23 protein-coding genes and 1 tRNA gene are annotated in these 21672 nt (G+C 69.2%); 10 read left to right on the top strand and 14 right to left on the bottom strand.

Features of this window, described 5'->3' with window-relative positions; translation table 11 throughout:
• Window positions 1–50: 50 nt before the first annotated feature.
• A complete protein-coding gene (locus tag C1N74_RS04450; RefSeq protein WP_137750963.1) occupies window positions 51–1280 on the bottom strand; it encodes a multidrug effflux MFS transporter in 1230 nt (409 codons plus the stop codon).
• 252 nt (window positions 1281–1532) lie between these two features.
• On the opposite strand from C1N74_RS04450, the gene C1N74_RS04445 reads away from it, so the two are divergent.
• Both C1N74_RS04445 and C1N74_RS04440 read left to right on the top strand, forming a co-directional pair.
• Complete coding sequence (locus C1N74_RS04445; protein ID WP_023952017.1) at window positions 1533–2237, top strand: DUF3105 domain-containing protein; 705 nt, start codon at window positions 1533–1535, stop codon at window positions 2235–2237.
• Window positions 2234–2929 (top strand): DUF305 domain-containing protein, encoded by a 696-nt coding sequence (locus C1N74_RS04440; RefSeq protein ID WP_309147421.1) that lies wholly within the window; start codon window positions 2234–2236, stop codon window positions 2927–2929. The genes C1N74_RS04445 and C1N74_RS04440 overlap by 4 nt, the downstream gene beginning before the upstream one ends.
• Window positions 2930–2965: 36 nt before the next feature.
• On the opposite strand, the gene C1N74_RS04435 is transcribed toward C1N74_RS04440, so the two are convergent.
• From C1N74_RS04435 to C1N74_RS04425, 3 genes are all read right to left on the bottom strand, one after another.
• Window positions 2966–3937: a carbohydrate ABC transporter permease gene (locus C1N74_RS04435; protein WP_023952021.1), complete on the bottom strand. Its 972-nt coding sequence runs from the start codon at window positions 3935–3937 to the stop codon at window positions 2966–2968.
• Window positions 3937–5274: a carbohydrate ABC transporter permease gene (locus C1N74_RS04430; RefSeq protein WP_023952023.1), complete on the bottom strand. Its 1338-nt coding sequence runs from the start codon at window positions 5272–5274 to the stop codon at window positions 3937–3939. Before C1N74_RS04430 ends, C1N74_RS04435 begins: the two co-directional genes overlap by 1 nt.
• 110 nt (window positions 5275–5384) lie before the next feature.
• Entirely contained in the window at window positions 5385–6719 is a 1335-nt protein-coding gene (locus tag C1N74_RS04425) for an ABC transporter substrate-binding protein (RefSeq protein WP_023952025.1), read from the bottom strand.
• Between the two features lie 268 nt (window positions 6720–6987).
• Between C1N74_RS04425 and C1N74_RS04420 the strand changes: the two genes are divergently transcribed.
• The gene (locus C1N74_RS04420) at window positions 6988–8037 is read left to right on the top strand and encodes a LacI family DNA-binding transcriptional regulator (protein WP_023952027.1); all 1050 of its coding nucleotides are present in this window, start codon (window positions 6988–6990) and stop codon (window positions 8035–8037) included.
• A 97-nt stretch (window positions 8038–8134) separates the two neighbouring features.
• Here C1N74_RS04420 and rplL read toward each other — a convergent pair whose 3' ends face one another.
• Window positions 8135–8518 (bottom strand): 50S ribosomal protein L7/L12, encoded by a 384-nt coding sequence (rplL, locus tag C1N74_RS04415; RefSeq protein WP_023952029.1) that lies wholly within the window; start codon window positions 8516–8518, stop codon window positions 8135–8137.
• A gap of 48 nt (window positions 8519–8566) precedes the next feature.
• Window positions 8567–9055 carry a 50S ribosomal protein L10 gene (gene rplJ / locus C1N74_RS04410; protein ID WP_023952031.1) on the bottom strand — a complete coding sequence of 163 codons (489 nt, stop codon included), beginning with the start codon at window positions 9053–9055 and terminating at the stop codon, window positions 8567–8569.
• 443 nt (window positions 9056–9498) lie between these two features.
• Here rplJ and C1N74_RS04405 point away from each other — a divergent pair, with 443 nt between their 5' ends.
• Both C1N74_RS04405 and C1N74_RS04400 read left to right on the top strand, forming a co-directional pair.
• Window positions 9499–10470: a hypothetical protein gene (locus C1N74_RS04405; RefSeq protein ID WP_137750064.1), complete on the top strand. Its 972-nt coding sequence runs from the start codon at window positions 9499–9501 to the stop codon at window positions 10468–10470.
• Window positions 10471–10619: 149 nt separating this feature from the next.
• Window positions 10620–11279 carry a YqaJ viral recombinase family protein gene (locus C1N74_RS04400; RefSeq protein ID WP_023952034.1) on the top strand — a complete coding sequence of 220 codons (660 nt, stop codon included), beginning with the start codon at window positions 10620–10622 and terminating at the stop codon, window positions 11277–11279.
• Between the two features lie 49 nt (window positions 11280–11328).
• Here the strand turns inward: C1N74_RS04400 and C1N74_RS04395 are convergent, their stop codons facing one another.
• On the bottom strand, window positions 11329–11841 hold the full coding sequence (locus C1N74_RS04395) for a 2'-5' RNA ligase family protein (RefSeq protein ID WP_137750063.1): 513 nt from the start codon (window positions 11839–11841) through the stop codon (window positions 11329–11331).
• A 189-nt stretch (window positions 11842–12030) separates the two neighbouring features.
• Between C1N74_RS04395 and C1N74_RS04390 the strand changes: the two genes are divergently transcribed.
• The 3 genes from C1N74_RS04390 (at window position 12031) to C1N74_RS04380 (ending at window position 15446) form a co-directional block, all read left to right on the top strand.
• A complete protein-coding gene (locus tag C1N74_RS04390; protein ID WP_242435700.1) occupies window positions 12031–13737 on the top strand; it encodes an MDR family MFS transporter in 1707 nt (568 codons plus the stop codon).
• Window positions 13738–13747: 10 nt separating this feature from the next.
• Window positions 13748–14266, top strand: coding sequence for a MarR family winged helix-turn-helix transcriptional regulator (locus C1N74_RS04385; RefSeq protein WP_023952037.1), 519 nt, complete (start codon window positions 13748–13750; stop codon window positions 14264–14266).
• A gap of 151 nt (window positions 14267–14417) precedes the next feature.
• Window positions 14418–15446: an NADP-dependent oxidoreductase gene (locus C1N74_RS04380; RefSeq protein ID WP_137750062.1), complete on the top strand. Its 1029-nt coding sequence runs from the start codon at window positions 14418–14420 to the stop codon at window positions 15444–15446.
• A gap of 121 nt (window positions 15447–15567) precedes the next feature.
• Here C1N74_RS04380 and C1N74_RS04375 read toward each other — a convergent pair whose 3' ends face one another.
• Window positions 15568–16461, bottom strand: a complete 894-nt coding sequence (locus C1N74_RS04375; RefSeq protein WP_137750061.1) for a LysR family transcriptional regulator ArgP — start codon at window positions 16459–16461, stop codon at window positions 15568–15570.
• Between the two features lie 71 nt (window positions 16462–16532).
• Here C1N74_RS04375 and C1N74_RS04370 point away from each other — a divergent pair, with 71 nt between their 5' ends.
• Both C1N74_RS04370 and C1N74_RS04365 read left to right on the top strand, forming a co-directional pair.
• Entirely contained in the window at window positions 16533–17150 is a 618-nt protein-coding gene (locus tag C1N74_RS04370; protein WP_137750060.1) for a LysE/ArgO family amino acid transporter, read from the top strand.
• A gap of 14 nt (window positions 17151–17164) precedes the next feature.
• Window positions 17165–17440 (top strand): acylphosphatase, encoded by a 276-nt coding sequence (locus C1N74_RS04365; protein WP_023952044.1) that lies wholly within the window; start codon window positions 17165–17167, stop codon window positions 17438–17440.
• Between the two features lie 33 nt (window positions 17441–17473).
• On the opposite strand, the gene C1N74_RS04360 is transcribed toward C1N74_RS04365, so the two are convergent.
• From C1N74_RS04360 to C1N74_RS04335, 6 genes are all read right to left on the bottom strand, one after another.
• Entirely contained in the window at window positions 17474–18517 is a 1044-nt protein-coding gene (locus C1N74_RS04360; protein ID WP_137750059.1) for a nitronate monooxygenase family protein, read from the bottom strand.
• Window positions 18518–18603: 86 nt separating this feature from the next.
• The gene (gene rplA, locus C1N74_RS04355; RefSeq protein WP_023952048.1) at window positions 18604–19293 is read right to left on the bottom strand and encodes a 50S ribosomal protein L1; all 690 of its coding nucleotides are present in this window, start codon (window positions 19291–19293) and stop codon (window positions 18604–18606) included.
• Between the two features lie 13 nt (window positions 19294–19306).
• Window positions 19307–19738 carry a 50S ribosomal protein L11 gene (gene rplK / locus C1N74_RS04350; RefSeq protein WP_023952050.1) on the bottom strand — a complete coding sequence of 144 codons (432 nt, stop codon included), beginning with the start codon at window positions 19736–19738 and terminating at the stop codon, window positions 19307–19309.
• A 216-nt stretch (window positions 19739–19954) separates the two neighbouring features.
• A complete protein-coding gene (nusG, locus tag C1N74_RS04345) occupies window positions 19955–21016 on the bottom strand; it encodes a transcription termination/antitermination protein NusG (protein ID WP_023952052.1) in 1062 nt (353 codons plus the stop codon).
• A gap of 74 nt (window positions 21017–21090) precedes the next feature.
• Window positions 21091–21348: a preprotein translocase subunit SecE gene (secE, locus tag C1N74_RS04340; protein WP_023952054.1), complete on the bottom strand. Its 258-nt coding sequence runs from the start codon at window positions 21346–21348 to the stop codon at window positions 21091–21093.
• A 44-nt stretch (window positions 21349–21392) separates the two neighbouring features.
• Window positions 21393–21465: transfer RNA gene (locus C1N74_RS04335), tRNA-Trp, on the bottom strand.
• Window positions 21466–21672 lie beyond the last annotated feature (207 nt).

Raw genomic sequence — 21672 nt, 5'->3', positions numbered from 1 at the left:
TGTGTCGGCGATGGCCGATTCGGCTCCGCCCCTTGCGCCGGAAGCGCCGATCAGGGAGAGAGCTGCGGAACGCTGCGCGGGCGCACGACGAGCCACAGCGAGAGGACCGCCAGCACGGCGCACCCCGCCATCACCGAGGCCATCGTCGTGGCAGTGATGCCCGAGCCGCCCGAGATCCACGCTGCGAGCGGCGAGATGAAGCCGGCGACGCCGAAGTTGACGGCGCCGATCAGCGATGCCGCGGTTCCGGCGGCGCGGCCGTGACGGTCGAGAGCGAGCACCTGCACGCAGGGGAAGGTGAAGCCGCACGCCGTGATGAAGAAGAACAGCGGCACGACCGTGCCCCACAGGCCCAGCCCCAGCTGGTCGGTGACGATGATGGCGACCCCCGCGACGACGAGCACGGCGGTCGAGACCGCCATGACCCACTGCGGGCCGAAGCGGGCGGCGAGCCGCGACGCCGTCTGCACGCCCAGGACGACGCCGAGCGAGTTGACGGCGAACAGGACGCCGTACTGCTGCGGATCGAAGCCGTAGGTCTGCTGGAAGAGGAACGACGACGACGACAGGTACGAGAACAGTCCGCTGAAGGTCATGCCGCCGATGATCAGCACACCGATGAAGATGCGATCGCTCAGGACGCTGCGGTAGCGCTGCCACACCGTGGCGGAACCGCTGTCGCGGCGGCGCGCCTTGGGCAGGGTCTCGGGCACGAGGAAGAGCGAGGCGATCAGCATCACCGCGCCGTACGCGGCGAGCACGACGAAGATGCCGCGCCAGGGCATGACCGTCAGCAGGCCCGAGCCGACGAGCGGGGCGGCGACCGGGGCGACACCGGAGACCAGGGCGAGTCGGCTCAGCATCACCACGAGCCGGCGTCCACCGAACAGGTCGCGGACGATCGCCATCGCGACGACACCGCCCGCGGCCGCGCCGATGCCCATGAAGACCCGAGCCGCACTCAGCAGCTCGAGGGTCGGGGCGATGGCGGCGGCCGTGCTCGAGAGCACGTGGAGCGCGGTCACGCACAGCAGCGGGACGCGGCGCCCCAGCTTGTCGCTGAGCGGGCCGACGATGAGCTGCCCCAGCGCGAAGCCGACCATCGTTCCGGTGAGCGTGAGCTGAATCGCCGCCGCCGTCGTCTGGAAGTCGGCTTCCAGCGCGGGGAAGGCGGGAAGGTAGAGATCGATCGTGAAGGGCCCGAGCGCCGTCAGCGCGCCGAGCAGGATGATGTAGATGACGCGGCGCGAGGTCGGGATCGCGTCACCCGGATGCAGCATGATGGGCGCCGTAGCGGGGTTCGAGCCCAGCGTGCGGATCGCCCCGGTGGCGGAGGAGGAATGATGGGGAGGAGTTTCGGGCACGTCTTCTTCGTTTCGTGGCAGCAGCGTTTTCGAGCGACCTTCTATCGTAACCCGCGCCCGGTTCGCGTCGTTCGCGCCTCTCAGCCGATTCACCATTCACGCGCATAGGCTGGCTCCGCGCCGCGCGCGCTCCGACACTCCCCTTGCCCCCGAACCGAGGTCACAGCAATGACTCCGTCCGCCGACAAGCGAACGAGCGGCAATCCTGCCGCCCAGGCCCAGATCAACCTCACCGTCAAGCAGCAGCGCGAGCAGCAGAAGCAGGCCAAGCTCGCCGAGTACCAGAAGCAGCTGGCGAAGCGACGTCGCAGCAAGCTGACCTGGTGGGTCGTCGGCTCGACCGCCGCGGTCGCCGTGGTGGGTCTCATCGCCGCGTCGGTGGTCCTCGCGCCTCGGCCCGTCACGTACGAGGCGGGCAACAGCACGGGTCGCGAGATCCCCGGCGTCGAGACGTTCCAGAACATCACGACTCACGTCGAGGGCACCGTCGAGTACCCGCAGAACCCGCCGGCCGGCGGCGAGCACAACCCGTACTGGCTCAACTGCGGCGTCTACACCGAGCCGCAGGCGAACGAGAACGCCGTCCACTCGATGGAGCACGGCGCCGTCTGGATCACGTACGACCCGGCCCAGGTCTCGGATGCCGACATCGAGACCCTCGAGGGCTACATGCCGAGCACGTACGCGCTGCTGACGCCCTACCCCGACATGGACACCCCCATCGCCGTGAGCGCCTGGAACGCGCAGCTGAAGGTCGACTCGGCCGATGACGAGCGCATCCGCGACTTTTTCACCGAGTACTGGCGCAGCCAGAACGTCCCCGAGCCGAACGCGATCTGCTCGGGCGCGATCGACGGGCCCGGCAAGGCGTGACCGACGACCTCGCGGTGGAGACCGAGTCGCAGGGCTCGGTCCCGCCGCCCACCGGCCTGCGCTGGTGGGCGGTGCTCCTCATCGTCCTCGCGGTCGCGGGGGCGGCGTTCGCCGTCGGGCGCTTCTCCGCCTTCGGCACCTCCCCGTCGGTTCCCGGCAACTCCTCCCCCGAGGCCGGCTTCGCCCGCGACATGCAGGTGCACCACACGCAGGCGATCGAGATGGCGATGACGATCTATCGCAAGACCGAGGACGAGGGCATCCGCACGCTCGCGTTCGACATCGCCACGGCCCAGGCCGGCCAGCGCGGAGAGTTCTACGACTGGCTCGTCCAGTGGGGGCTGCCGCAGGCATCCACCGCTCCCCTCATGCAGTGGATGGTCGGGCACCCCGCTCACAGCCACGGGACTCAGGCGCAGCAGCCGAGCGACGAAGAGCTCCGCGCCGAGATGGGCATGGCCACGCCCGCTCAGCTGGCGCAGCTGGATGCCGAGACCGGCGTCGCCGCCGACTGCACGTTCCTCGGCCTGATGATCCGCCACCACCAGGGGGCCATCCCCATGGCCCAGGCCCTCGTCGACCTCGGCAGCGACCCGCGGGCCGTTCAGGTCGCCGGCGGCGTCATCGAGACGCAGAGCGCCGAGATCGACCTGATGCGCTCGATCCAGCAAAGACTGGGGTGCGAGGGCTGACAGCCCCCGCACCCCAGCGGCATCCGCTCCTCCCGATCAGCCCTTCGTCGCACCTGCCAGCAGGCCGCGCACGAAGAAGCGCTGCAGCGCGAAGAACACGATCAGCGGCACGATGATCGAGATGAAGGTTCCCGCCGACTGCAGGAACCAGCGGTTGCCCCACGTGCCCGACAGCGAGTTGAGCGCCTGCGTGATCGGCAGAGCTCCCGGCGACGCGAAGATCGTCGCGACCAGCAGGTCGTTCCACACCCACAGGAACTGGAAGATCGCGAACGACGCGATCGCCGGAGCTGCCAGCGGGACGATGATGCGGAAGAAGACCTGCCCGTGGCCGGCGCCGTCGACCCGCGCCGCCTCGATGATCTCTCCCGGGATCTCGGCGATGAAGTTGTGCAGCATGAACGTCGCCAGCGGCAGGGCGAAGATCGCGTGGGCGATCCAGACGCGGGCGAAGCTGTACTGCACCTCGTTGAGACCGAACCCGGGGAAGATCGGCACGTCGTTGATGGTCAGCCCCTCCGAGAAGAGGCTGAGCAGCGGTACGAGCGCCATCTGCAGCGGCACGATCTGCAGCGCGAAGACGAACACGAACAGCGCGCTGCGGCCCTTGAAGTCGATCCACGCGAACGCGTAGGCGGCAAGGGCGGCCATCACGATCGGGAACACCGTCGCGGGGATGGTGATCGCGAGCGAGTTGATGAACGCCGAGGCGAGCGTCGTCGACGTTCCTCCGGCCGTCAGCGCCTCGGCGTAGTTGTCGAGGGTGAACTCCGGGTTGGCGAAGACGGTCCACCAGCCGGTGGACTGGGTGTCGGCACCGGGCCGGAACGAGGTCACGAACAGGCCGAACGTCGGGATCGTCCAGAAGACGGCGATGATGACGGCCGCGATGGTCGCGCCCTTCGACGTCAGCTTCTTGTGGGCGATCGCCTCGTTGCGGCGTGTGTCGCGCGCCACCTGGCGCTTGGTGCGGGTGTCGACGGGCGCGGCCGGGGCTGCAACGGTCATCAGCGGATCTCCCTCTGCTTGGCCATCGATCGGGCGTTGTAGATGATCAGCGGCAGGACGAACAGGAACAGCACGACGGCGAGCGCGGACGAGTGCCCGTAGCTCTGGAACCGCTGCTGCTGGTTGACCATCTCGAAGCCGAGCACGGTCGTCTCATCGCGGCCGCCGGTCATGACCGCCACGATGTCGTACACCTTCAGCGATGCGATCGTGATGGTCGTGAGCACCACGATCAGCGACGAGCGGATGCCGGGCACCGTGACATTGCGGAACCGCTGCCAGGCGTTCGTCCCGTCCAGCTGCGCCGCCTCGAGCTGCTCGGTCGGCACCGCCTTGATCGCGGCGGAGAGGATCACCATGGCGAATCCGGTCTGGGTCCAGATGAAGACCACCAGGAGCATGAGGGTGTTGATGACCGGCTTGATGGCGAGCCACTGGATCGGATCGCCGCCGAACGCCGTGACGATCGCGTTGAGCAGGCCGACCTGCTCCCCCTGCCGTGCGTCGTACATGAACTTCCAGATGATGCCGGCGCCGACGAACGAGATCGCGACCGGCATGAACACGAGGACCTTGAGCACCTTCTCGCCGCGGGCGCGGTCGATGAACACCGCGTAGGCGAGTCCGATGGCGACCGAGATCGTCGGAGCGAGGAGCGCCCACAGGATCGTGTTGACGACCGAGGCCGTGCCCGTCGGGTTCGTGAACACCCAGAAGTAGTTCTCGAGGCCCACGAACTGCTCGCCCGACTTGTCGTAGAACGACTTGAAGATCGTGGCGATGGCCGGGTAGATCAGTCCGAGCGCCAGCATGATGCTGGCCGGGGCCATGAAGAGGATGAGCTGGAACAGGTAGCCCGCGCCCTGACGCGACCGGAAGTCCGCGAAGAAGAGCAGCGCACCGACGAGCAGCGCGATCGCGACGACGTAGAGGACGGCGTTGGCGTAGGGGCGCAGCAGCAGGAACGCGAGCACCGGGATGACCAGGCACGCGACGAGCCGCATGATGAAGTAGCCGCGACCCGGCCGGGGCGCGTACTCGATGAGCACCAGGATGATGCCCACGACGAGCCCGAAGACGGCCAGGATCACGGGGATCTGGATGAGCGGGTTCATCGCGCCCAGCCAGAGGAAGAAGCTGTTGAGTGAGAACCCGATCGTGATGCGCGCCGATTCCTCGCTCGATCCGGTGAAGATCAGCAGCAGCAGGATGGCGACGATCAGGGCGAAGCCGACGGCGACGACGATCCGGGTGATCGACCTCCCCTTCGGATCGGTGGCATGGGTGGTGGTGGGAGGTTCGGTGTCGACAGGTCTGTCGACGGTCGTCTGCGACATGTGGATCCCCTTCTGAGTACAGCGGCGTACCCGGGCGGTACGGACGGGAGGAGCGGGGCCGGGCTTGTGCAGCCCGACCCCGCTCGGCTCAACCGATCGTCAGGCGACGATCAGTTCTCGTAACCGGCCTGGATGTCGGACAGGACCGTCTCGGTGTCCTTGCCGTCGATCCAGTCGACCATGCCCTTCCAGAACGAGCCCGAGCCCACCGTGGACGGCATCAGGTCGGATGCGTCGAAGCGGAAGACCGTGGTCTCGTCCTGCAGCGTCGTCATGGCTTCCTGGAGGAACTCGCTCGAGGCGAGCGAGGGGTCGGCGTTCTTGTTCGCCGAGATCACGCCGCCGAGCTTGACGCGCGCGTCAGCGAACTCGGGAGAGGCCATGAACTCGAGAACCTTCTGCGTCGACTCGTCGTCCGAGAACGCCGCGACGAACTCGCCGCCGCCCTCGACCTGGAGCTCGCCCTCGGTGTACCCCGGGGTCAGGAAGGCGTAGACGTCACCGTCGGGAGCGACCTCGGGGGTCGCGCCGTCGGCGGTCTGCACGTCGAGGAAGTTCGCCGACAGGAACGAGGCCTGGTGCGTGAGCGCGCAGTCGCCGCTCGCGACGGCCGCGGCGACGTCGCCGAACGCGGTCGAGTTGATGCTCTTCACGTCGCCGTAGCCCGCGTTGACGTACTCGGGGTTGAGCAGGATCTCGCCCACCGCGTCGAACGCCGACTTGATCTGAGGATCGGTGAACTTCACGTCACCGGCGACCCACTGGTCGTAGACCTCGGGACCGGCCTGACGCAGGACGAGGTCCTCGACCCAGTCGGTTCCCGGCCAGCCGGAGGCGGCGTCGGAGGCGAAGCCGGCGCACCAGGCGGGCCCGCCGGTCGTCTCGACGATCTTGTCAGTGAGGGCGATCATCTCGTCCCACGTCTTGGGCACTTCGACGCCCCACTCGGCGAACTGCTTGGGCGAGTACCAGACGTAGCCCTTCAGGTTCGCGAGCATCGGTGCCGCGTAGAAGGTGTCGTCGAACGTTCCGTACTTCTTCCAGTCCGGCGACCAGTTCTCGTCGACCGCGCTCTCGACGGCCTCGGATGCGGGCAGCACCTTGCCGGTCTCGACGAGCGTCTTCAGCAGACCGGGCTGCGGGACGATCGCGATGTCGGGGGCGTCGCCACCGGTCACCTTGGTGACGATGTTGCCCTCGAAGGACTTGTCGCCGGTGTACTCGACCTTGATACCGGTGTCCTCGGTGAACTGTGCGAACGACTCGTTGAGCGCGTCAGCCTCACCACCGGTGATTCCGCCCGAGATGCGGACGGTCGTCTTCGCGTCGCCGCCGCCGTCGCCGCCGCCTTCGCCGCCACCTTCGGCGCACCCAGCCAGCACCAGTGCTGCCGCGCCCATGAGAGCGACGGGGGCAAGAAGACGGTATCGCTGTGACAATGCCATGTACTTCTCCTCTATCGGGATCATCGTTCACCCAGAGGAGCCTTGTCCGCATCCATTGGGGAACCGATTCCAGGACAACCTACTGTCCTGCGGAGTCCGGCACAACCAGCGGAATATCACGGAATGACAACCATCACCTGTGGTAATGCACCTGTTCGTGGGAGCGCTCACACGGGACGGGCCTGGAACCGGTTCCCGGTCGCGCGGGAAAGCGCTACGCTCTGGTGGGAGTCCCCCGGCAGGTCTCCCGAACGGACGAGGAGGTCCCATGAGCACCATCGCCGACGTCGCCACCCGAGCAGGTGTGTCCAAGGCGACGGCGAGCCGAGCCCTCTCCGGCCGGGGATACGTGTCGGAGGAGACCCGCCAGCGGGTCGCCGCGGCGGCCCAGGAGCTGTCGTACGTCGCCCATTCCTCTGCCATGAGCCTCGCGACCGGTCGCACCCAGACGGTCGGCGTCGTCATGCCGCATGTCAGCCGCTGGTTCTTCGGGGAAGTCCTCGAGGGCATCCAGGCGGCACTTCTCGAGCACGGCCTCGACCTCACCCTGTACGACGCCCGACCGGGAACCGAGACCCGGCGGCGGGTGTTCGAGGACTTCCTGGCCCGTCGACGCTTCGACGGTGTCATCGCGGTAGGCCTCGAACCGGCCGAGAGCGAGCTCGACGCACTGCTGGCGCTGGGCAAGCCCGTCGTCAGCGTCATCGGCACCGAGGGCGACACGAGCCTCGTCACGCTCGACGACGCGCACGCCACCGCTCTCGCGACGGCGCACCTCGTCGAGCTCGGGCACCGCCGCATCGCGTTCCTCGGCGGCACCGATGCGACCCGCTGGCCGCACGTCGAGTCCGAGCGCTACGCCGGCTATGAGTCGGAGATGCGCCGCGCCGGCCTCGCGGCGGAGATCTCCCGCGTGCCCGCGGAGCTCTCGATGCCCGCGGGCTACGCCGCCGCCGTCGACCTCCTGAGCGACCCGGCATCCCGGCCCACCGGCATCGTGGCGGCCTGCGACGACGTCGCGATCGGCGCGATCATCGCGGCCCGCCGCCTCGGCATCCTCGTCCCCTCCGCCCTGAGCGTGGTCGGCATCGACGACCACGTGAACGCCGAGATGTTCGCCCTGACGACGCTGCGACAGGTGCCCCACGAGCAGGGCCGGGCCGCCGTCGAACTGCTCCTGCGCCACATCGAGGACCCCGAAGCCGACACGGTGACCATGCGCATCAAGCCGCGGATGGTGGTGCGGGGGACGACGGCGGGAGCCCCCGGACACAGCTCCGTCGCCGTCCGGGACTCGACCCTCTCCCGCCGCGACTGAGTTCGGCGCGTCGGGCCCGGCACGACCGGGAGATACGACGACGGCCCCGGATGCAGCATCCGGGGCCGTCGTGCTGCTCTCGAGTGAGAGCGGGGAATTACTTGAGGGTGACCGTCGCGCCGGCCTCTTCGAGAGCGGCCTTCGCCTTCTCGGCGGTCTCCTTGTTCGCGCCCTCGAGGACGGCCTTGGGAGCACCGTCGACGACAGCCTTGGCCTCGCCCAGGCCCAGCGAGGTGAGCTCGCGGACCGTCTTGATGACCTGGATCTTCTTGTCGCCGGCAGCCTCGAGGATGACGTCGAACGAGTCCTTCTCCTCCTCGGCCTCAGCGGCACCAGCGCCACCAGCGGCGCCGGCGACGGCGACGGGGGCAGCAGCGGTGACGTCGAACTTCTCCTCGAACGCCTTCACGAACTCGCTGAGCTCGACGAGGGTCAGGCCGGCGAACTGCTCGAGCAGCTCCTCGGTGGAAAGCTTCGCCATGATGTATCTCCTAGATAGATGGGGTTGGTGTAAGAGCTCGCCTGTCGCTCACGCGGCGTCGGCGGTCTCCAGCTTTTCGCGAAGCGCGTCGATGGTGGCGGCAGCCTTGCCCATCGTCGCCTTCATCATGCCCGCGGCCTTGGCCAGCAGAACCTCGCGGCTCTCGAGCGAGGCGTACTTGTTGACCTCGTCGGCGGTGAGGGCGTTGCCCTCGAAGATGCCGCCCTTGATGACGAGGAGCGGGTTGGCCTTGGCGAAGTCACGCAGAGCCTTGGCGGTGGCGACGAAGTCGCCGTGCACGAACGCCACGGCCGAGGGACCCTTGAGGTCCTCGTCGAGCGACGTGATCCCCGCGTTGTTCGCGGCGATCTTGGTCAGCGTGTTCTTCACCACGGCGTAGTTCGCGTCCTGACGGATGCTGTTGCGCAGCTGCTTGAGCTGGGCCACCGTCAGACCGCGGTACTCGGTCAGCAGAACGGCAGTCGAGTCCTCGAATGACTTCGTGAGCTCGGCGACCGATGCGTCCTTCTGCACCATGGTCACTCCTTGATGTGTGCCTGACGCCCCGCGGTGGCGGAGCGCCGGCCTCGACCAGCCCCGGACATGACAAAAGCTCCGGCGCAGAGGCACGGAGCTCGGTTCCCGAAGGAGAAGTTCAGTGTCACCTGCGCGGGCCCCTGCAGTGCAGAGCTTCGATCACGAGTGCGCTCACGCGCACACCGATGACCAGCGGTCTTTGGCTTACCCCCCACCATACCCCCATACCCCCCATCCCCCAAATCCCCCCGCCCCGCCGCCGAGTGCACGGCATCCCGCCCACTGCACGGCACCGCAACGCAGGGTGCCCGTGCACTCGGCGCGAGCTCGTTCACTCGGCGCCGGCCGCGGGTTCTGCACATGTGGGGGGGGTGGGGTGGGGGTGTCCACACATGGGTGGGGGGAATGGGGGTGGTGGGGGGTGGGGGGTGAGCATGGGCGGGATGCGCAGACGACGAGGACCGGATGAGGTGCGGGCATTGCTCCACCGCCGACGCGACCTCGAAGCCGGTGAGAGCGAACGCTCGATCGAGCGTTCTGTGCGCGACGGCGTCCGGGTGCACGTGCGACGCGGCTGGTACGTCGACCGCGCCGCGTTCGACGAGCTCTACACCGAAGACGCGCACCTGCTCCATGTCATGGCGGTCGCGCACGAGGTCCGAGGCCACGCGGCCGTCTCGCACGAGTCCGCCGCGGTCCTGCACGGCCTCGACCTCTATCGCGTCCGGCCGACCCGCGTCCACCTCACGACGGCCCCGGGCGCCCGGGTCTCCAGCAGTCCCGATGCATTCCGCCACTGCACGCCTCTCGATGCGCACGACGTCGTCGAGGTCAACGGCATCCGCTGCACCTCCCTCGCGCGGACGGTCTTCGACGTCGCGCGCACCATGACTCCCGAGGCGGCACTCGTCATCGCCGACCGAGCCGAACCGATCTGGTGCGACCACACGGGCTGCTCTCCCGACGACTGGCGGATGGCCATGGCCGCTCGGATCGCCGAGGCGGGGGCGGCGCGAGGGATCAGGCGGGCTCGATGGGTGGCGGGCTTCGCCGACGGCCGGGCCGAGTCGACCCTGGAGAGCGTGAGCCGGTTCCGGCTGCACCAGCTCGGCTTTCGGTCGGTCCGGCTGCAAGTGCCGATCGCCGGCCCGCGCGGTGCGGGCTGGTACCGCGTCGACTTCGGCCTCGACGACGCCGATGCCTGGGGCGAATGCGACGGCGTCGGCAAGTACCTCGACCCGGAGCTCCGGTCCGCGGGCTCGGCGGAGAGGACAGTCCTCGATGAGAAGCGCCGCGAAGACTGGATCCGGGGCACGACCGGACGCCGCCTCGTGCGCTGGGAGGCTCGACACGTCATCTCCCCGTCGGCCTTCGCCGCCCACCTCAGGGCATTCAACATCCACCCTCCCCTCTGAGTGCACGGCTTGCCGCCGGGTGAACGAGACATCCTCGCGCGGATGCCGTGCAGTGGATGGGATGCCGTGCACTCGACCCCTACGCGAGGGGAGGGCACGCCGAGGGGCAAGGGCAGAGAGGTGGGGTGGGCGGGGTTAGGGTCTAAGGCGTGTCTCCCGAACTCGCTGCTCGCATCGTCGCGGATTCGCGCGACCGCGTGGCGTGGATCCGGGCTCGCTCGCGGGGCATCACGGCAACGGATGTCGCGACGCTGACGAGCCCGAAGGCGATCGCGCGCGCAGCCGACGCCAAGCTCATGGGCTCGGGATTCTCCGGCAACGCGTACACCGACCACGGCCGCCGCCGCGAGCCGGAGATCGCCGCGTGGGTCGCCGCGACGCACGGCATCCAGCCCTCCTCCGCGCTGTTCCACGCCGTGGTCGAGAAGCGTCACCTCGCCACTCCCGACGGGGTGATGGTGGATGCCGATGGCCGTGTCACCCTCGCTGAGATCAAGACCACGAACAAGAGCTGGCGGTCGATCCCTCGCACCTATCTGCGTCAGGTGTGGTGGCAGCAGCACGTCCTCGGCGCCGAGCGCACGCTCGTGGTGTGGGAGCAGCACGACGGTTTCGTCCCCATCGACGATGAGCCCCGCTGCGCGTGGGTCGACCGCGATGAGCGAGAGATCCGACTGCTCGTGAACCTCGCCACCGAGCTCATCGACGAGCTGTACCGCCGCACCATGCTGCGACGCGCGGCCGAGGCGCCCCGCGTCGCAGCGGCGCATCCGCGCGAGCCGTACCGCGCCCTCGCCCTGAGCGACTGACTCGACCCGCACGCCCGGCGCACACAGCCCCGCGGTCACCGCCCCGCGGTCACCGCAGCGGCGTGACGACTTTCGCTTCGGCGTCCCACAGGCGCAGCCCCGTCAGCTCACCCTCGATGGTCGACGCACCGACGATGCCGAGTGCGCGGCCGACCTGTTCGGCCGTCATCCGGCGAGCGAGCGTCATGTGCGGCGTCCACCGGTCCTTCGCCGTGACGGCATCTCGAGCCGGCGGGGGTCCGACGAGGTCGACGATGTCGGCGTGCAGCCGCAGCAATGCGGCGCTCATGACGACGGGCCGAGCCAGGACGAACCGCTCGCCCGCGGCGAAGACGACCGCTCCCCCGAGCCGGCACTCCACCGGCAGCGCGCCACCCGCTCGCGCGAGCTCGCGCACCGCATCCTCCGGGAGGTCGTCTCGAACCGCGAGCGTCACGTGCGGACGATTCGAGTCGGACGGATGCCGCCCGGCGCTGGGCAGATCGGCGTCGATGAGCCGCTGCCAGTCCGCCCGGACGGCGGCATCCACGACGTCGTCCGGAAGCGACTCGATACTGAACATCCCGCCATCCTTCCGCCTCACGCGTCGCACCGGGAATAGTTGACGTAGCTCAACGATTGAACATATAGTTGACCGATCTCAACGGTTGACTTTCGTCAACCAGTTACGCCGCTCCCGCGGCTATCGAAGTACCGTCCACCGACGATCCGCGCCAGCGCAGCCGCGTCCGTCCGAATCCCAGGAGGACTCATGTCCGCTTCCGCATCCGCTCCACCCGAGGGAAAGAACATGTCGCGCCGCGGCGTGCTCGAGGCCCTCTCGGGCCTCCTGCTCGGCATGTTCGTGTCGATGCTCGCCTCGACCGTCGTCTCGACGTCGCTCCCGGTCATCATCCACGACCTCGAGGGCACCCAGGCCGCCTTCACGTGGGTCGTCACGGCGACCCTGCTGACGACCGCCATCTCGACCCCGATCTGGGGCAAGCTCGCCGACCTCACCAACCGCAAGGTGCTCTACCAGCTCGCGATCGTCATCTTCGTGCTGGCCACCGCCGCTGCCGGCTTCTCGCAGTCCCCCGAGATGCTGATCGCCTTCCGCGCGGTGCAGGGCATCGGCGCCGGCGGCCTCGCCGCCCTCAGCCAGGTGCTGATGGCCGACATCATCAGCCCGCGCGAGCGCGGTCGCTACATGGGCCTCTTCGGCGCCGTCATGGCCGTCGCCACGATCGGCGGCCCGCTGCTCGGCGGCGTCATCACCGATGCCTGGGGCTGGCGCTGGAACTTCTTCGTCGCGCTTCCCGTCGCCGTGGCGGCTCTGCTGATCGTGCAGCGCACGCTCCACATCCCGGCCCACCCGCGCAAGGAGACGCGCATCGACTACCTCGGCATCGTGCTGCTGTCGGCGTCGGTGTCCCTCCTGCTCATCTGGGTGACCCTTGCGGGCGACTCGTTCGAGTGGATGAGCGTCGAGACGCTGCTGATGGTCGGCGGCGCCGTGATCGGCGCGGTGCTCTTCGTCATCACCGAGCTCAAGGTGCGCGAGCCGCTCGTGCCCCTCACGCTCTTCCGCAACCTGACCTTCACCCTCTCGGTGATCGCGTCGATCGCGACGGGCATCGCCATGTTCGGCGCCTCGGTGTTCCTCAGCCAGTACATGCAGCTCGCCCGTGGAGCCACCCCCACCGAGGCCGGCCTCATGACCATCCCGATGATCGGCGGACTTCTCGTCGCCTCGATCGGCGTGGGCGCGCTCATCACGCGGACCGGACGCTGGAAGCCGTTCCTCATCGTCGGCGCGCTGCTGCTGATCGGCGGGGCGAGCCTGCTGTCCACGATCCACTACGACACCGACTTCACCCTCGTCTCGATCTACATGGCGATGCTCGGTGCGGGCATCGGCATGACGATGCAGAACCTCGTGCTCGTCGTGCAGAACACCTCTCGCCCCACCGAGATCGGTGTCGCGAGCTCGGGTGTGACGTTCTTCCGGAGCCTCGGCGGCACGATCGGCGTCTCGGTCATGGGAGCCGCGCTCGCCTCACAGGTCACGACGCTCGTCAGCGATCGGAAGGACGACATCCAGGCCGCGCTGGTGTCGCTCGGCGATCAGGCCCCGACCTGGGCCGCGCAGCTGCAGTCGGGGACGCTCCCCCAGGTCTCGGCGATGCCCGAGGCGCTGCGGATCGTCTTCGAGGACATCTACGCCACCGGCATCTCGCACTCGTTCCTCATCGCCGTGCCGTTCGCGGTCCTGAGCCTCATCGCGATCGTGTTCCTGCCGAACAAGCCGCTGACCACGATGACCACGACCGAGCGCCTGCAGGCGGGCGAGGCGGACTTCGCCACGGTGTCGGTACCCGAGGGCATGAGCGCACTCACGGCGACCGGAGCCGTCCGTACGGATGCCGCCGACGGCGATGCGCCGATCGACGCCGAGACCCGCCGCTCGGCTCGCTAAGGTGATCGGGATGCCCGAGCAAGAGTCCGCCGAGTCCCGGGGGTGCACCGCCCCCGGGGCTCCCGGCCCCTGGGCCGCGGTCTTCGACGACGAGCGCACCGCGGCCGTCCGAGCCCTCGAGCTCGAGTTCGGCGAGCTTTTCACGCACGTCCGGCGCCTCTTCGCCGAGAACGCCGATCGGCTCAGCCCGGGGATGCTTCCCGGCGCATACAAGGTCTTCACGACGATCGCACGCCGCGGCGAGATCACCCTCTCCGCTCTCGCCGAGACCCTGCATTCCGACAAGGGTCAGATCAGCCGAACGGTGCGCGAGCTCGAAGAGCTGCAGCTCGTGCAGCGCACGCCCGACCCCGCCGACGGCCGGTCCAGCCTGCTGTCGGCCACCCCCGACGGCATCCGACGGCTCGACGCCGTCCGCGCCCCGCGCGAGAACTCGCTTCTGAACGCGCTGGAGTCGTGGCACGTCGACGACATCCGGGAGCTCACCCGCCTCCTCCACGCCCTCTCGGCATCCGAGGCGCCCGACTGACCCGCCTCGACTCCGCGCGCCGGCGTTGCACGCGCGCGAGCTTCTCCCCTCGGTGACCGCTCCGTAACACGGTCGAGACAATGTCACGATTGACTGAGGCCGACCGAGCATCATCGCCGCCGACGCCGGCGGCGTGAGGAAGGAGCGACGGATGAGATTCCGGCCGCTGCGCACAGCAACCGCCTCCCAGCCGACGACGCCGGCCGAGACGCCGCCCGAGACCATGCGAGCGGTCGTGTTCGACGAACCCGGTGCACCCGAGGTTCTCCGTGTGACCGATGTTCCCGTGCCCTCGCCCGCCCTGAGCGAGGTGCTCGTGCGAGTGGTGGCCGCCGGTGTGAACCCCATCGACGCCAAGACGCGGCTGGGACGCGGGGTCGCCGGGCTCATCGATCGCTGGCCGAGCACGCTCGGCTTCGACTTCAGCGGCGTCGTGGTCGCGAGCCCGTTCGAGACCCACGACCTGCAGCCGGGCACCGAGGTCTTCGGCATGGTGCCGTTCCCGCGGTCGGGCGGCAGCTACGCCGAGTACGTCGTCGTGCCGTCGCTGTCCGTCGCCCGGAAGCCCGCGAGCCTGTCGCACGTCGAAGCTGCGGGGGTTCCCCTCGCCGCGCTCACCGCGTGGGGGCTGGTCGTCGAGACCGCTCACGCGCACGAGGGGCAGCGGATGCTGATCCACGCCGGGTCGGGAGGCGTCGGCCACTTCGCCGTGCAGCTGGCCGCCTACTTCGGTGCGCAGGTGACCGCCACCGGCTCGGAGCGGAACCTCCCCTGGCTGCGCGAGCTCGGCGCCTCGGTCGCGATCGACTACGCCACGACGTGCTTCGAAGACGTCGTCGGCGAGATGGACGTCGTCATCGACCTCGTGGGCAACGTGCACGACGACACCGGCTCCCGCTCGCTCGGGGTCCTGCGTCCGGGCGGTCTGTATGTGATGGTTCCGACCGGCGGGTGGCCGGGGTACGGCGAAGCCGCCGCTGCCGCGGGCGTTCGGGCGACCGGATACAAGGTCATCCCCGACGGCAGCGTGCTGGCGACCCTCGGGCGGTTGCTCGACTCCGGCGCCATCCAGGTCTTCGTCGACAGCGTGCACGACCTCTCCGATGTCGCAGCCGCCCACGTCGAGGTCGAGCGGGGTCACTCCCGCGGCAAGGTCGTCCTCACGGTCGCCGAGACCTGAGCCCCGCCCCGCCGGGCCGGGCCCGGTGAGATTTCACCGAGCACGCACCCGCGCACCCACCACGTACCGTCATAGCGACACTCTCGCGACGAGCGTGCACTCTCGGCGAACCGAGCTCGAGTCAGACGACGGGTTCGAGCACGCGCCGGGCCTCTGCGACGAGCTCGTCGGCGACGGCGTCGAGGAGCGGGGAGGCGAGGTTCCACTGCTGCCAGTACAGCGGCACGACGATGTCCTCTCCCCCGAGCCGGACCAGCTCGCCCCGTGCCACGTGGGCGCGCGACTGCAGCGTCGGCAGGAGCGCCCACCCGAGGCCGAGCAGCACGGCGGTCGCGAAGTCCTGCGAGGCCGGCACGCGGTGCCGCGGCGGCGCGGCGGAGTCCGCACCCGCACCGCGCAGCCACCGGGTCTGCAGCTCGTCGCGGCGGTCGAAGTCCACGACGGGCGCTGCCGCGAGGCCGGCGCGATCGGGTCCACCACCTCCCCCCTCGGCGAACCATCGACCCGCGAAAGCGGGCGTCGCGACCGCCTCGTACCGCAGCGCGCCGAGCGCCGACACCCGGCATCCCGCCACCGGTGCCCGACGCGAGGTGACGGCGCCCATGACCGTTCCACTCTCGAGGAGACCCGCGGTGAAGTCCTGGTCGTCGCGATGCAGGTCGAACACGACATCCCGAGCGGACGCGACCCGGGCCAGCGGCGGCAGGAACCACGTCGCGAGCGAGTCGGCGTTGACCGCGAGCGGAACGCTCGTCACCTCGTCGTCGATCCCATCGAAGGCATCGCGCTCGAGGAGGGCGAGCTGGCGGGCGTAGCGCACGAAGCGGTGCGCCGCCTCGGTCGCGCGCGCCGGTTTCGACCTCACGAGCAACACCTGCCCGGCGATGCGCTCGAGCGCGCGGATCCGCTGGCTCACCGCGGACGGCGTGATGTGCAGCCGGCGCGCGGCGGCGTCCAGGCTCCCCTCGTCGAGGATCATCGCGAGCGTCTCGACCAGATCGACGGGCACACGCATCTTCAGCTGCGCTTCACCAAGTGAAGTTCCATGAACTGGACTGTAGCGTCCGCCGACCCTAGCGTCGACTCGTGCTCTCCGCTTCCTTCTCGGGCCTCGGCCTCGGCCTGTCGCTCATCGTCGCCATCGGCGCGCAGAACCTGTTCGTGCTGCGGCAGGGCATCCGGCGGGAACACGTCCTGCTCGTCGCAACCATCTGCGCCGTATCCGACGCCGTGCTGATCGGCGCGGGGGTGACCGGCCTCGGCCTGCTGGTGGAAGGCATGCCGTGGCTCGTACCCGTCGTCCGGTGGGCCGGTGCGGCGTTCCTTCTCGCCTACGGCCTCCTGGCTGCCCGCCGCGCCTGGCGTCCGAGCGGACAAGCCCTCGACGCGCACGCGGCGACCGAACGGCCGGCGCCGGCACGCCGCACCACCGTCGTGCTCACGTGCCTCGCGCTGACCTGGCTGAATCCGCACGTCTACCTCGACACCGTCTTCCTGCTCGGGAGCATCGCCGCCACCCACGGCGACGACCGGGTCTGGTTCGCCGTCGGGGCGGTGGCGGCGAGCGTCCTCTGGTTCTTCGCGCTCGCCTTCGGCGCGCGGCTTCTCGGCCGGGTGCTCGCGACCCCGCGGGCGTGGCGGGTGCTCGACGGTTTCGTCGCCGTCGTCATGATCATCCTCGCCGTGAGCCTCGTCTGGCCGTGAGGCAGGATGAGGGGATGCGAAGCGTTCACGTGATCGTCGAAGGCCGCGTTCAGGGCGTCGGGTACCGCTACAGCCTGCTGCTGGAAGCCGACCGGCGCGCAGTGGCGGGCTGGGTGCGCAACCGGACCGACGGTTCGGTCGAGGCCGTCCTGGAGGGCACGGATGATGCTGTCGACGCGGTCCTCGCCTGGATGGCGGAGGGACCTCCCGGAGCACGGGTCGACGCGGCCCGGGTGACCGACGCGCAGCGCGTCGGCTCGACGGGCTTCGAGGTGCGCGACACCCACTGACCGCAGCCGCGCCGCCGCGGTGCCGGCCGTACGTCAGCAGTCCGGCAGCCCGGCCGCGAGCTCGCGCAGCACCTCCGCCGCGTCATCCCGGCGGGCGAGACCCGCCGCCTGCCCCGCCCACAGCGATGACAGCTCAGGATCTCCGCCGGCTGCGGCACGGAAGACTCCCGTCAGCCAGTTCTGCGCAGGGAAGGGAGCGATCACCCCGCTCGCCTCGATGTGGCGCAGGGCGCGATTCGGGATGCCTCGCGCGAGGCGCCCGCTCATCGCACGCGTGAGCACCGTCGAGGTGTCGTCGGCACCGGCGATCGCGGCGCGATGGCCGTCGGATGCGGCCGACTGCCGCGTCCGCAGGAACGCGGTCCCCACCTGCACCCCCGCGGCCCCGAGGGCGAGCGCGGCAGCGACGCCCCGCCGATCGGCGACGCCGCCCGCGGCGACCACCGGCACGGAGACGGCATCCACGACCTGGGGCGTGAGAGCGAAGGTCCCCACGAGGGAATCCTCCGGGGCCGCGAGGAACGACACGCGGTGGCCCGCGGCCTCGGCGCCGCTCGCGACGATGACGTCGACACCGCCGGCCTCGAGCGCACGCGCCTCGGCGACGGTCGTGGCGGTGCCCATCACGCGGATGCCGAGCCGATGCGCATCGGCGACGACGCTCGGTGCCGGCACCCCGAAGACCACGCTGAGCACCGCCGGTCGCGCCTCCCAGACGGCTGCGAGCTGTTCCTCGAGCGGCGGCAGGAAGCGTTCTGGCAGCTCGGGGACGGCCGCGCCCGCGGCGGTGTAGAGCGGTCGCAGCGCGTCGCGCGAGGGCGCGGCGTCCACGCGGTCCGGGGTGACCTCGTCGCCGAGCGGCAGCCAGAGGTTGAGTGCGAAGGGGCGAGCCGTGCGCTCTCGTATCGACGCGACGGTCTCGCGGATCCGCGTGCCGTCGTAACCGTAGAGGCCGAACGATCCGAGCCCGCCGCCCTCGCTCACCGTGGCGGTCAGCTCCGCCGACGACAGGCCCCCGAAGGGGCCGAGCACGATGGGCAGGTCGATTCCGAGCAGATCGGTGAGGGAACTCCGCATGAGCCGACGCTAGCGCGTTGCGCGCGAGGCCGGAACGACGAACGGGGCCTCACCTGAAGGCGAGACCCCGTTCGTGCGAAGCGCGATCAGACGAGCGCGTTGACGTCCAGCGGGATGCCGGGGCCGAACGTGGTCGACACGGCGCCCTTCTGGATGTAGCGGCCCTTGGCGCTCGAGGGCTTCAGGCGGACGATCTCCTCGACCGCCGCGTTGAAGTTCTCTTCGAGCTGCTCGGCCGAGAACGACGCCTTGCCGACGACGAAGTGCACGTTGGCGTGCTTGTCGACACGGAACTCGATCTTTCCGCCCTTGATCTCCTCGACGGCCTTGGCCGGGTTGGGGGTCACGGTGCCGGTCTTGGGGTTGGGCATGAGGCCACGGGGACCGAGGACCTTACCCAGACGTCCGACCTGACCCATGAGCTCGGGCGTCGAGACGGCCGAGTCGAAAGCGGTCCAGCCGCCCGCGACCTTCTCGATGAGCTCGGCGCCGCCGACCTCGTCGGCACCCGCGGCGATGGCGGCCTCGGCGGCCGGGCCCGTCGCGAACACGATGACGCGAGCGGTCTTACCCGTGCCGTGGGGCAGGATGACCGTGCCGCGGACCATCTGGTCCGCCTTGCGCGGGTCGACAGCGAGCTTCAGCGCGACCTCGACGGTCGAGTCGAACTTCTTCGAACCGGTGTCCTTCGCGAGAGCGACGGCCTCGGAGGAGCTGTAGAACTTGTCGCGATCGATCTTCGCCGCGGCTGCTTCGTAAACCTTGGACTTAGCCATTGTGTTCTCCCCCTCAGCTCTCGACCGTGATGCCCATGGAACGGGCGGTGCCGGCGATGATCAGCGAGGCGGCCTCGATGTCGTTGGCGTTCAGGTCGGGCATCTTGGCCTCAGCGATCTCACGGACCTGGTCCTTCGTGAGCTTCGCGACCTTGGTCGTGTGAGGCGTGGCCGAGCCCTTGGCGACTCCGGCGGCCTTCTTGATGAGCTCCGCGGCGGGCGGGGTCTTCAGGATGAAGGTGAAGCTGCGGTCCTCGTAGACGGTGATCTCCACGGGGATGACGTTGCCGCGCTGCGACTCGGTCGCGGCGTTGTACGCCTTGCAGAACTCCATGATGTTGACGCCATGCTGACCGAGCGCGGGGCCGATCGGCGGCGCCGGGTTGGCTGCTCCGGCGTTGATCTGGAGCTTGATCAGGCCGGTCACCTTCTTCTTCGGTGCCATTCGTTTTCCTTTCGTCGAGCGGATGCCGGCGGCATCCCTCTCCCGCACGCCCGGCATCTCCGAGCGGCGGTTGTGTCGCGCGGGCGCGCAGGCGCCCGCAAACTCCCCAAGCTTACCGCATCCTCAGCAGGGCGGACGTCGGCGATCCTGGCCACGAGACGACGAAGCGCCCCGGCCACCGTGCGGCGGAGGGGCGCTCGTCGACGCGGGGTTGCGCTACTGCTTGGTGACCTGGTCGAACGAGAGCTCGACGGGCGTCTCGCGCTCGAAGAGCGACACGAGTACCGTGAGCTTGCCGCTCTCGGGCTTGATCTCGCTGATCGAGCCGGGAAGGCCGGCGAACGAGCCCTCCTTGATCGTGATGGTCTCGCCGATCTCGAAGTCGACCTCGGTGACGACGCTGCGCGTGGGGGCGGCGACGCCCTTCGCGGCGCCGGCCTTGGCGGGGGCCGCCTCCTTGACCTCGACGAGCGACTTCAGCATGTTGAACGCCTCGTCGAAGCGCAGCGGCGTGGGGTTGTGGGCATTGCCCACGAAGCCCGTGACACCGGGGGTGTGGCGGACGACCGACCAGGTGTCTTCGGTGAGCTCCATGCGGACGAGCACGTAGCCGGGGATCCGGACGCGCGTGACCATCTTGCGCTGACCGTTCTTGATCTCGACGACGTCCTCCATCGGGACCTCGACCTGGTAGATGTCCTCTTCGACCTCGAGCGTCGACTTGCGCTGCTCGATGTTGGCCTTCACCTTGCGCTCGAAGCCGGCGTAGGAGTGGATGACGTACCACTTGCCCGGCAGCATGCGCAGCTCGGTGCGGAACGCCTCGTACGGGTCTTCGTCGTCGCCGACGGAGATCTCGATGCCGGCGGCGGCCTCGAACTCCGAGAGGTAGTCGACGGCTTCCTCGGAGACCTCGACGTCGGGCTCGGGACCGTCGTAGGGCTCGACCTCGTCGGCGGCTTCAGCGGCCTGCTCGGCGATCTCCTCCTCGAGGGAGTCGGTCAGCACCTCCGCAGCAGCCTCGGCCTCGGCGGTCTCGTCGATCTCGAGCGCGTCGTTGACGACAGCGTCGGCCTCGGGGTCGTCGATCTCCACACCGTCGAGGTCGGTGTCGTCCTGCTCGGCCTCATCGTCCACGACGTGGACGGCGGTGTGCTCGGCTGCGTCGGAGGCACGCTCCTGACCGGCCAGCACGTTGCCCTCCTGGGCTTCGTCGTCCTCGCTGGACTGCTCGGCGGCCGTAGCCCAATCGACGTCGTCGGGGATGCGTTCTGACACTGCGTTCTCTTCCATCGGTTGTCGGGATGCCTGCGCGGCAGGCATTCGCGGGTCGTGCGGGCTGGGCCCGTCGATCAGCCCGGGACGCCGAAGACGACGGTGGTGATCCAGACGAACAGGACGTCGAGGCCGTAGACGAGCGCCATCATGACGACGACGAATCCGAGGACCACTGCCGTGAACTTCACGAGCTCCTGGCGGGTCGGGGTGACGACCTTGCGGAGTTCGGCGAACACCTGGCGGATGAAGATGATGATCCGCGCGAAGATGTTCGGCCTCTTCTCGCGGGGCGCGCCACCTGCGGCGACGACTTCGCCACCCTCTTGGACCATCGAACCCACCTGATACCTTCCGTGTGCCGGCTGACGCCGACGCGCAGGGCGGACAGGAATCGAACCTGCAACCTGCGGTTTTGGAGACCGCTGCTCTGCCAATTGAGCTACCGCCCTAGAGATCCTTCGGACCCCGGGGTCTACGCCCGCATTCCTCCACGGCCGTCGAGTCTTCGACGCTTGGGCATGGCGAAAGAATGCAGATTTCGACTGCTCCTCTCAGTGTACGTCATGACTGCCGGGGTCGCGAACGTCGGCGCGATTTCGACACCGCCTCCTCCCCTGGAGAGATGCGGAGCCCGTTGCGCACAGGCGAAACTGCAT

It is taken from the genome of Microbacterium sp. SGAir0570, from assembly GCF_005491085.2.
Lineage (GTDB): Bacteria > Actinomycetota > Actinomycetes > Actinomycetales > Microbacteriaceae > Microbacterium > Microbacterium arborescens.
This window is presented reverse-complemented; position numbering and strand designations above follow the sequence as displayed.

What these genes read in the sequence shown, in the direction of transcription:
- C1N74_RS04435 (WP_023952021.1), bottom strand. Translation starts at nt 3,937, where the DNA reads ATGACCGTTGCAGCCCCGGCCGCGCCCGTCGACACCCGCACCAAGCGC.
- C1N74_RS04390 (WP_242435700.1), top strand. Translation starts at nt 12,031, where the DNA reads ATGTCCGCTTCCGCATCCGCTCCACCCGAGGGAAAGAACATGTCGCGC.
- rplA (WP_023952048.1), bottom strand. Translation starts at nt 19,293, where the DNA reads ATGGCTAAGTCCAAGGTTTACGAAGCAGCCGCGGCGAAGATCGATCGC.
- C1N74_RS04405 (WP_137750064.1), top strand. Translation starts at nt 9,499, where the DNA reads ATGCGCAGACGACGAGGACCGGATGAGGTGCGGGCATTGCTCCACCGC.
- C1N74_RS04380 (WP_137750062.1), top strand. Translation starts at nt 14,418, where the DNA reads ATGAGATTCCGGCCGCTGCGCACAGCAACCGCCTCCCAGCCGACGACG.
- C1N74_RS04425 (WP_023952025.1), bottom strand. Translation starts at nt 6,719, where the DNA reads ATGGCATTGTCACAGCGATACCGTCTTCTTGCCCCCGTCGCTCTCATG.
- C1N74_RS04420 (WP_023952027.1), top strand. Translation starts at nt 6,988, where the DNA reads ATGAGCACCATCGCCGACGTCGCCACCCGAGCAGGTGTGTCCAAGGCG.
- C1N74_RS04385 (WP_023952037.1), top strand. Translation starts at nt 13,748, where the DNA reads ATGCCCGAGCAAGAGTCCGCCGAGTCCCGGGGGTGCACCGCCCCCGGG.
- rplK (WP_023952050.1), bottom strand. Translation starts at nt 19,738, where the DNA reads ATGGCACCGAAGAAGAAGGTGACCGGCCTGATCAAGCTCCAGATCAAC.
- C1N74_RS04365 (WP_023952044.1), top strand. Translation starts at nt 17,165, where the DNA reads ATGCGAAGCGTTCACGTGATCGTCGAAGGCCGCGTTCAGGGCGTCGGG.
- C1N74_RS04445 (WP_023952017.1), top strand. Translation starts at nt 1,533, where the DNA reads ATGACTCCGTCCGCCGACAAGCGAACGAGCGGCAATCCTGCCGCCCAG.
- C1N74_RS04360 (WP_137750059.1), bottom strand. Translation starts at nt 18,517, where the DNA reads ATGCGGAGTTCCCTCACCGATCTGCTCGGAATCGACCTGCCCATCGTG.
- secE (WP_023952054.1), bottom strand. Translation starts at nt 21,348, where the DNA reads ATGGTCCAAGAGGGTGGCGAAGTCGTCGCCGCAGGTGGCGCGCCCCGC.
- C1N74_RS04395 (WP_137750063.1), bottom strand. Translation starts at nt 11,841, where the DNA reads ATGTTCAGTATCGAGTCGCTTCCGGACGACGTCGTGGATGCCGCCGTC.
- rplJ (WP_023952031.1), bottom strand. Translation starts at nt 9,055, where the DNA reads ATGGTGCAGAAGGACGCATCGGTCGCCGAGCTCACGAAGTCATTCGAG.
- rplL (WP_023952029.1), bottom strand. Translation starts at nt 8,518, where the DNA reads ATGGCGAAGCTTTCCACCGAGGAGCTGCTCGAGCAGTTCGCCGGCCTG.
- C1N74_RS04430 (WP_023952023.1), bottom strand. Translation starts at nt 5,274, where the DNA reads ATGTCGCAGACGACCGTCGACAGACCTGTCGACACCGAACCTCCCACC.
- C1N74_RS04375 (WP_137750061.1), bottom strand. Translation starts at nt 16,461, where the DNA reads ATGCGTGTGCCCGTCGATCTGGTCGAGACGCTCGCGATGATCCTCGAC.
- C1N74_RS04450 (WP_137750963.1), bottom strand. Translation starts at nt 1,280, where the DNA reads ATGCTGCATCCGGGTGACGCGATCCCGACCTCGCGCCGCGTCATCTAC.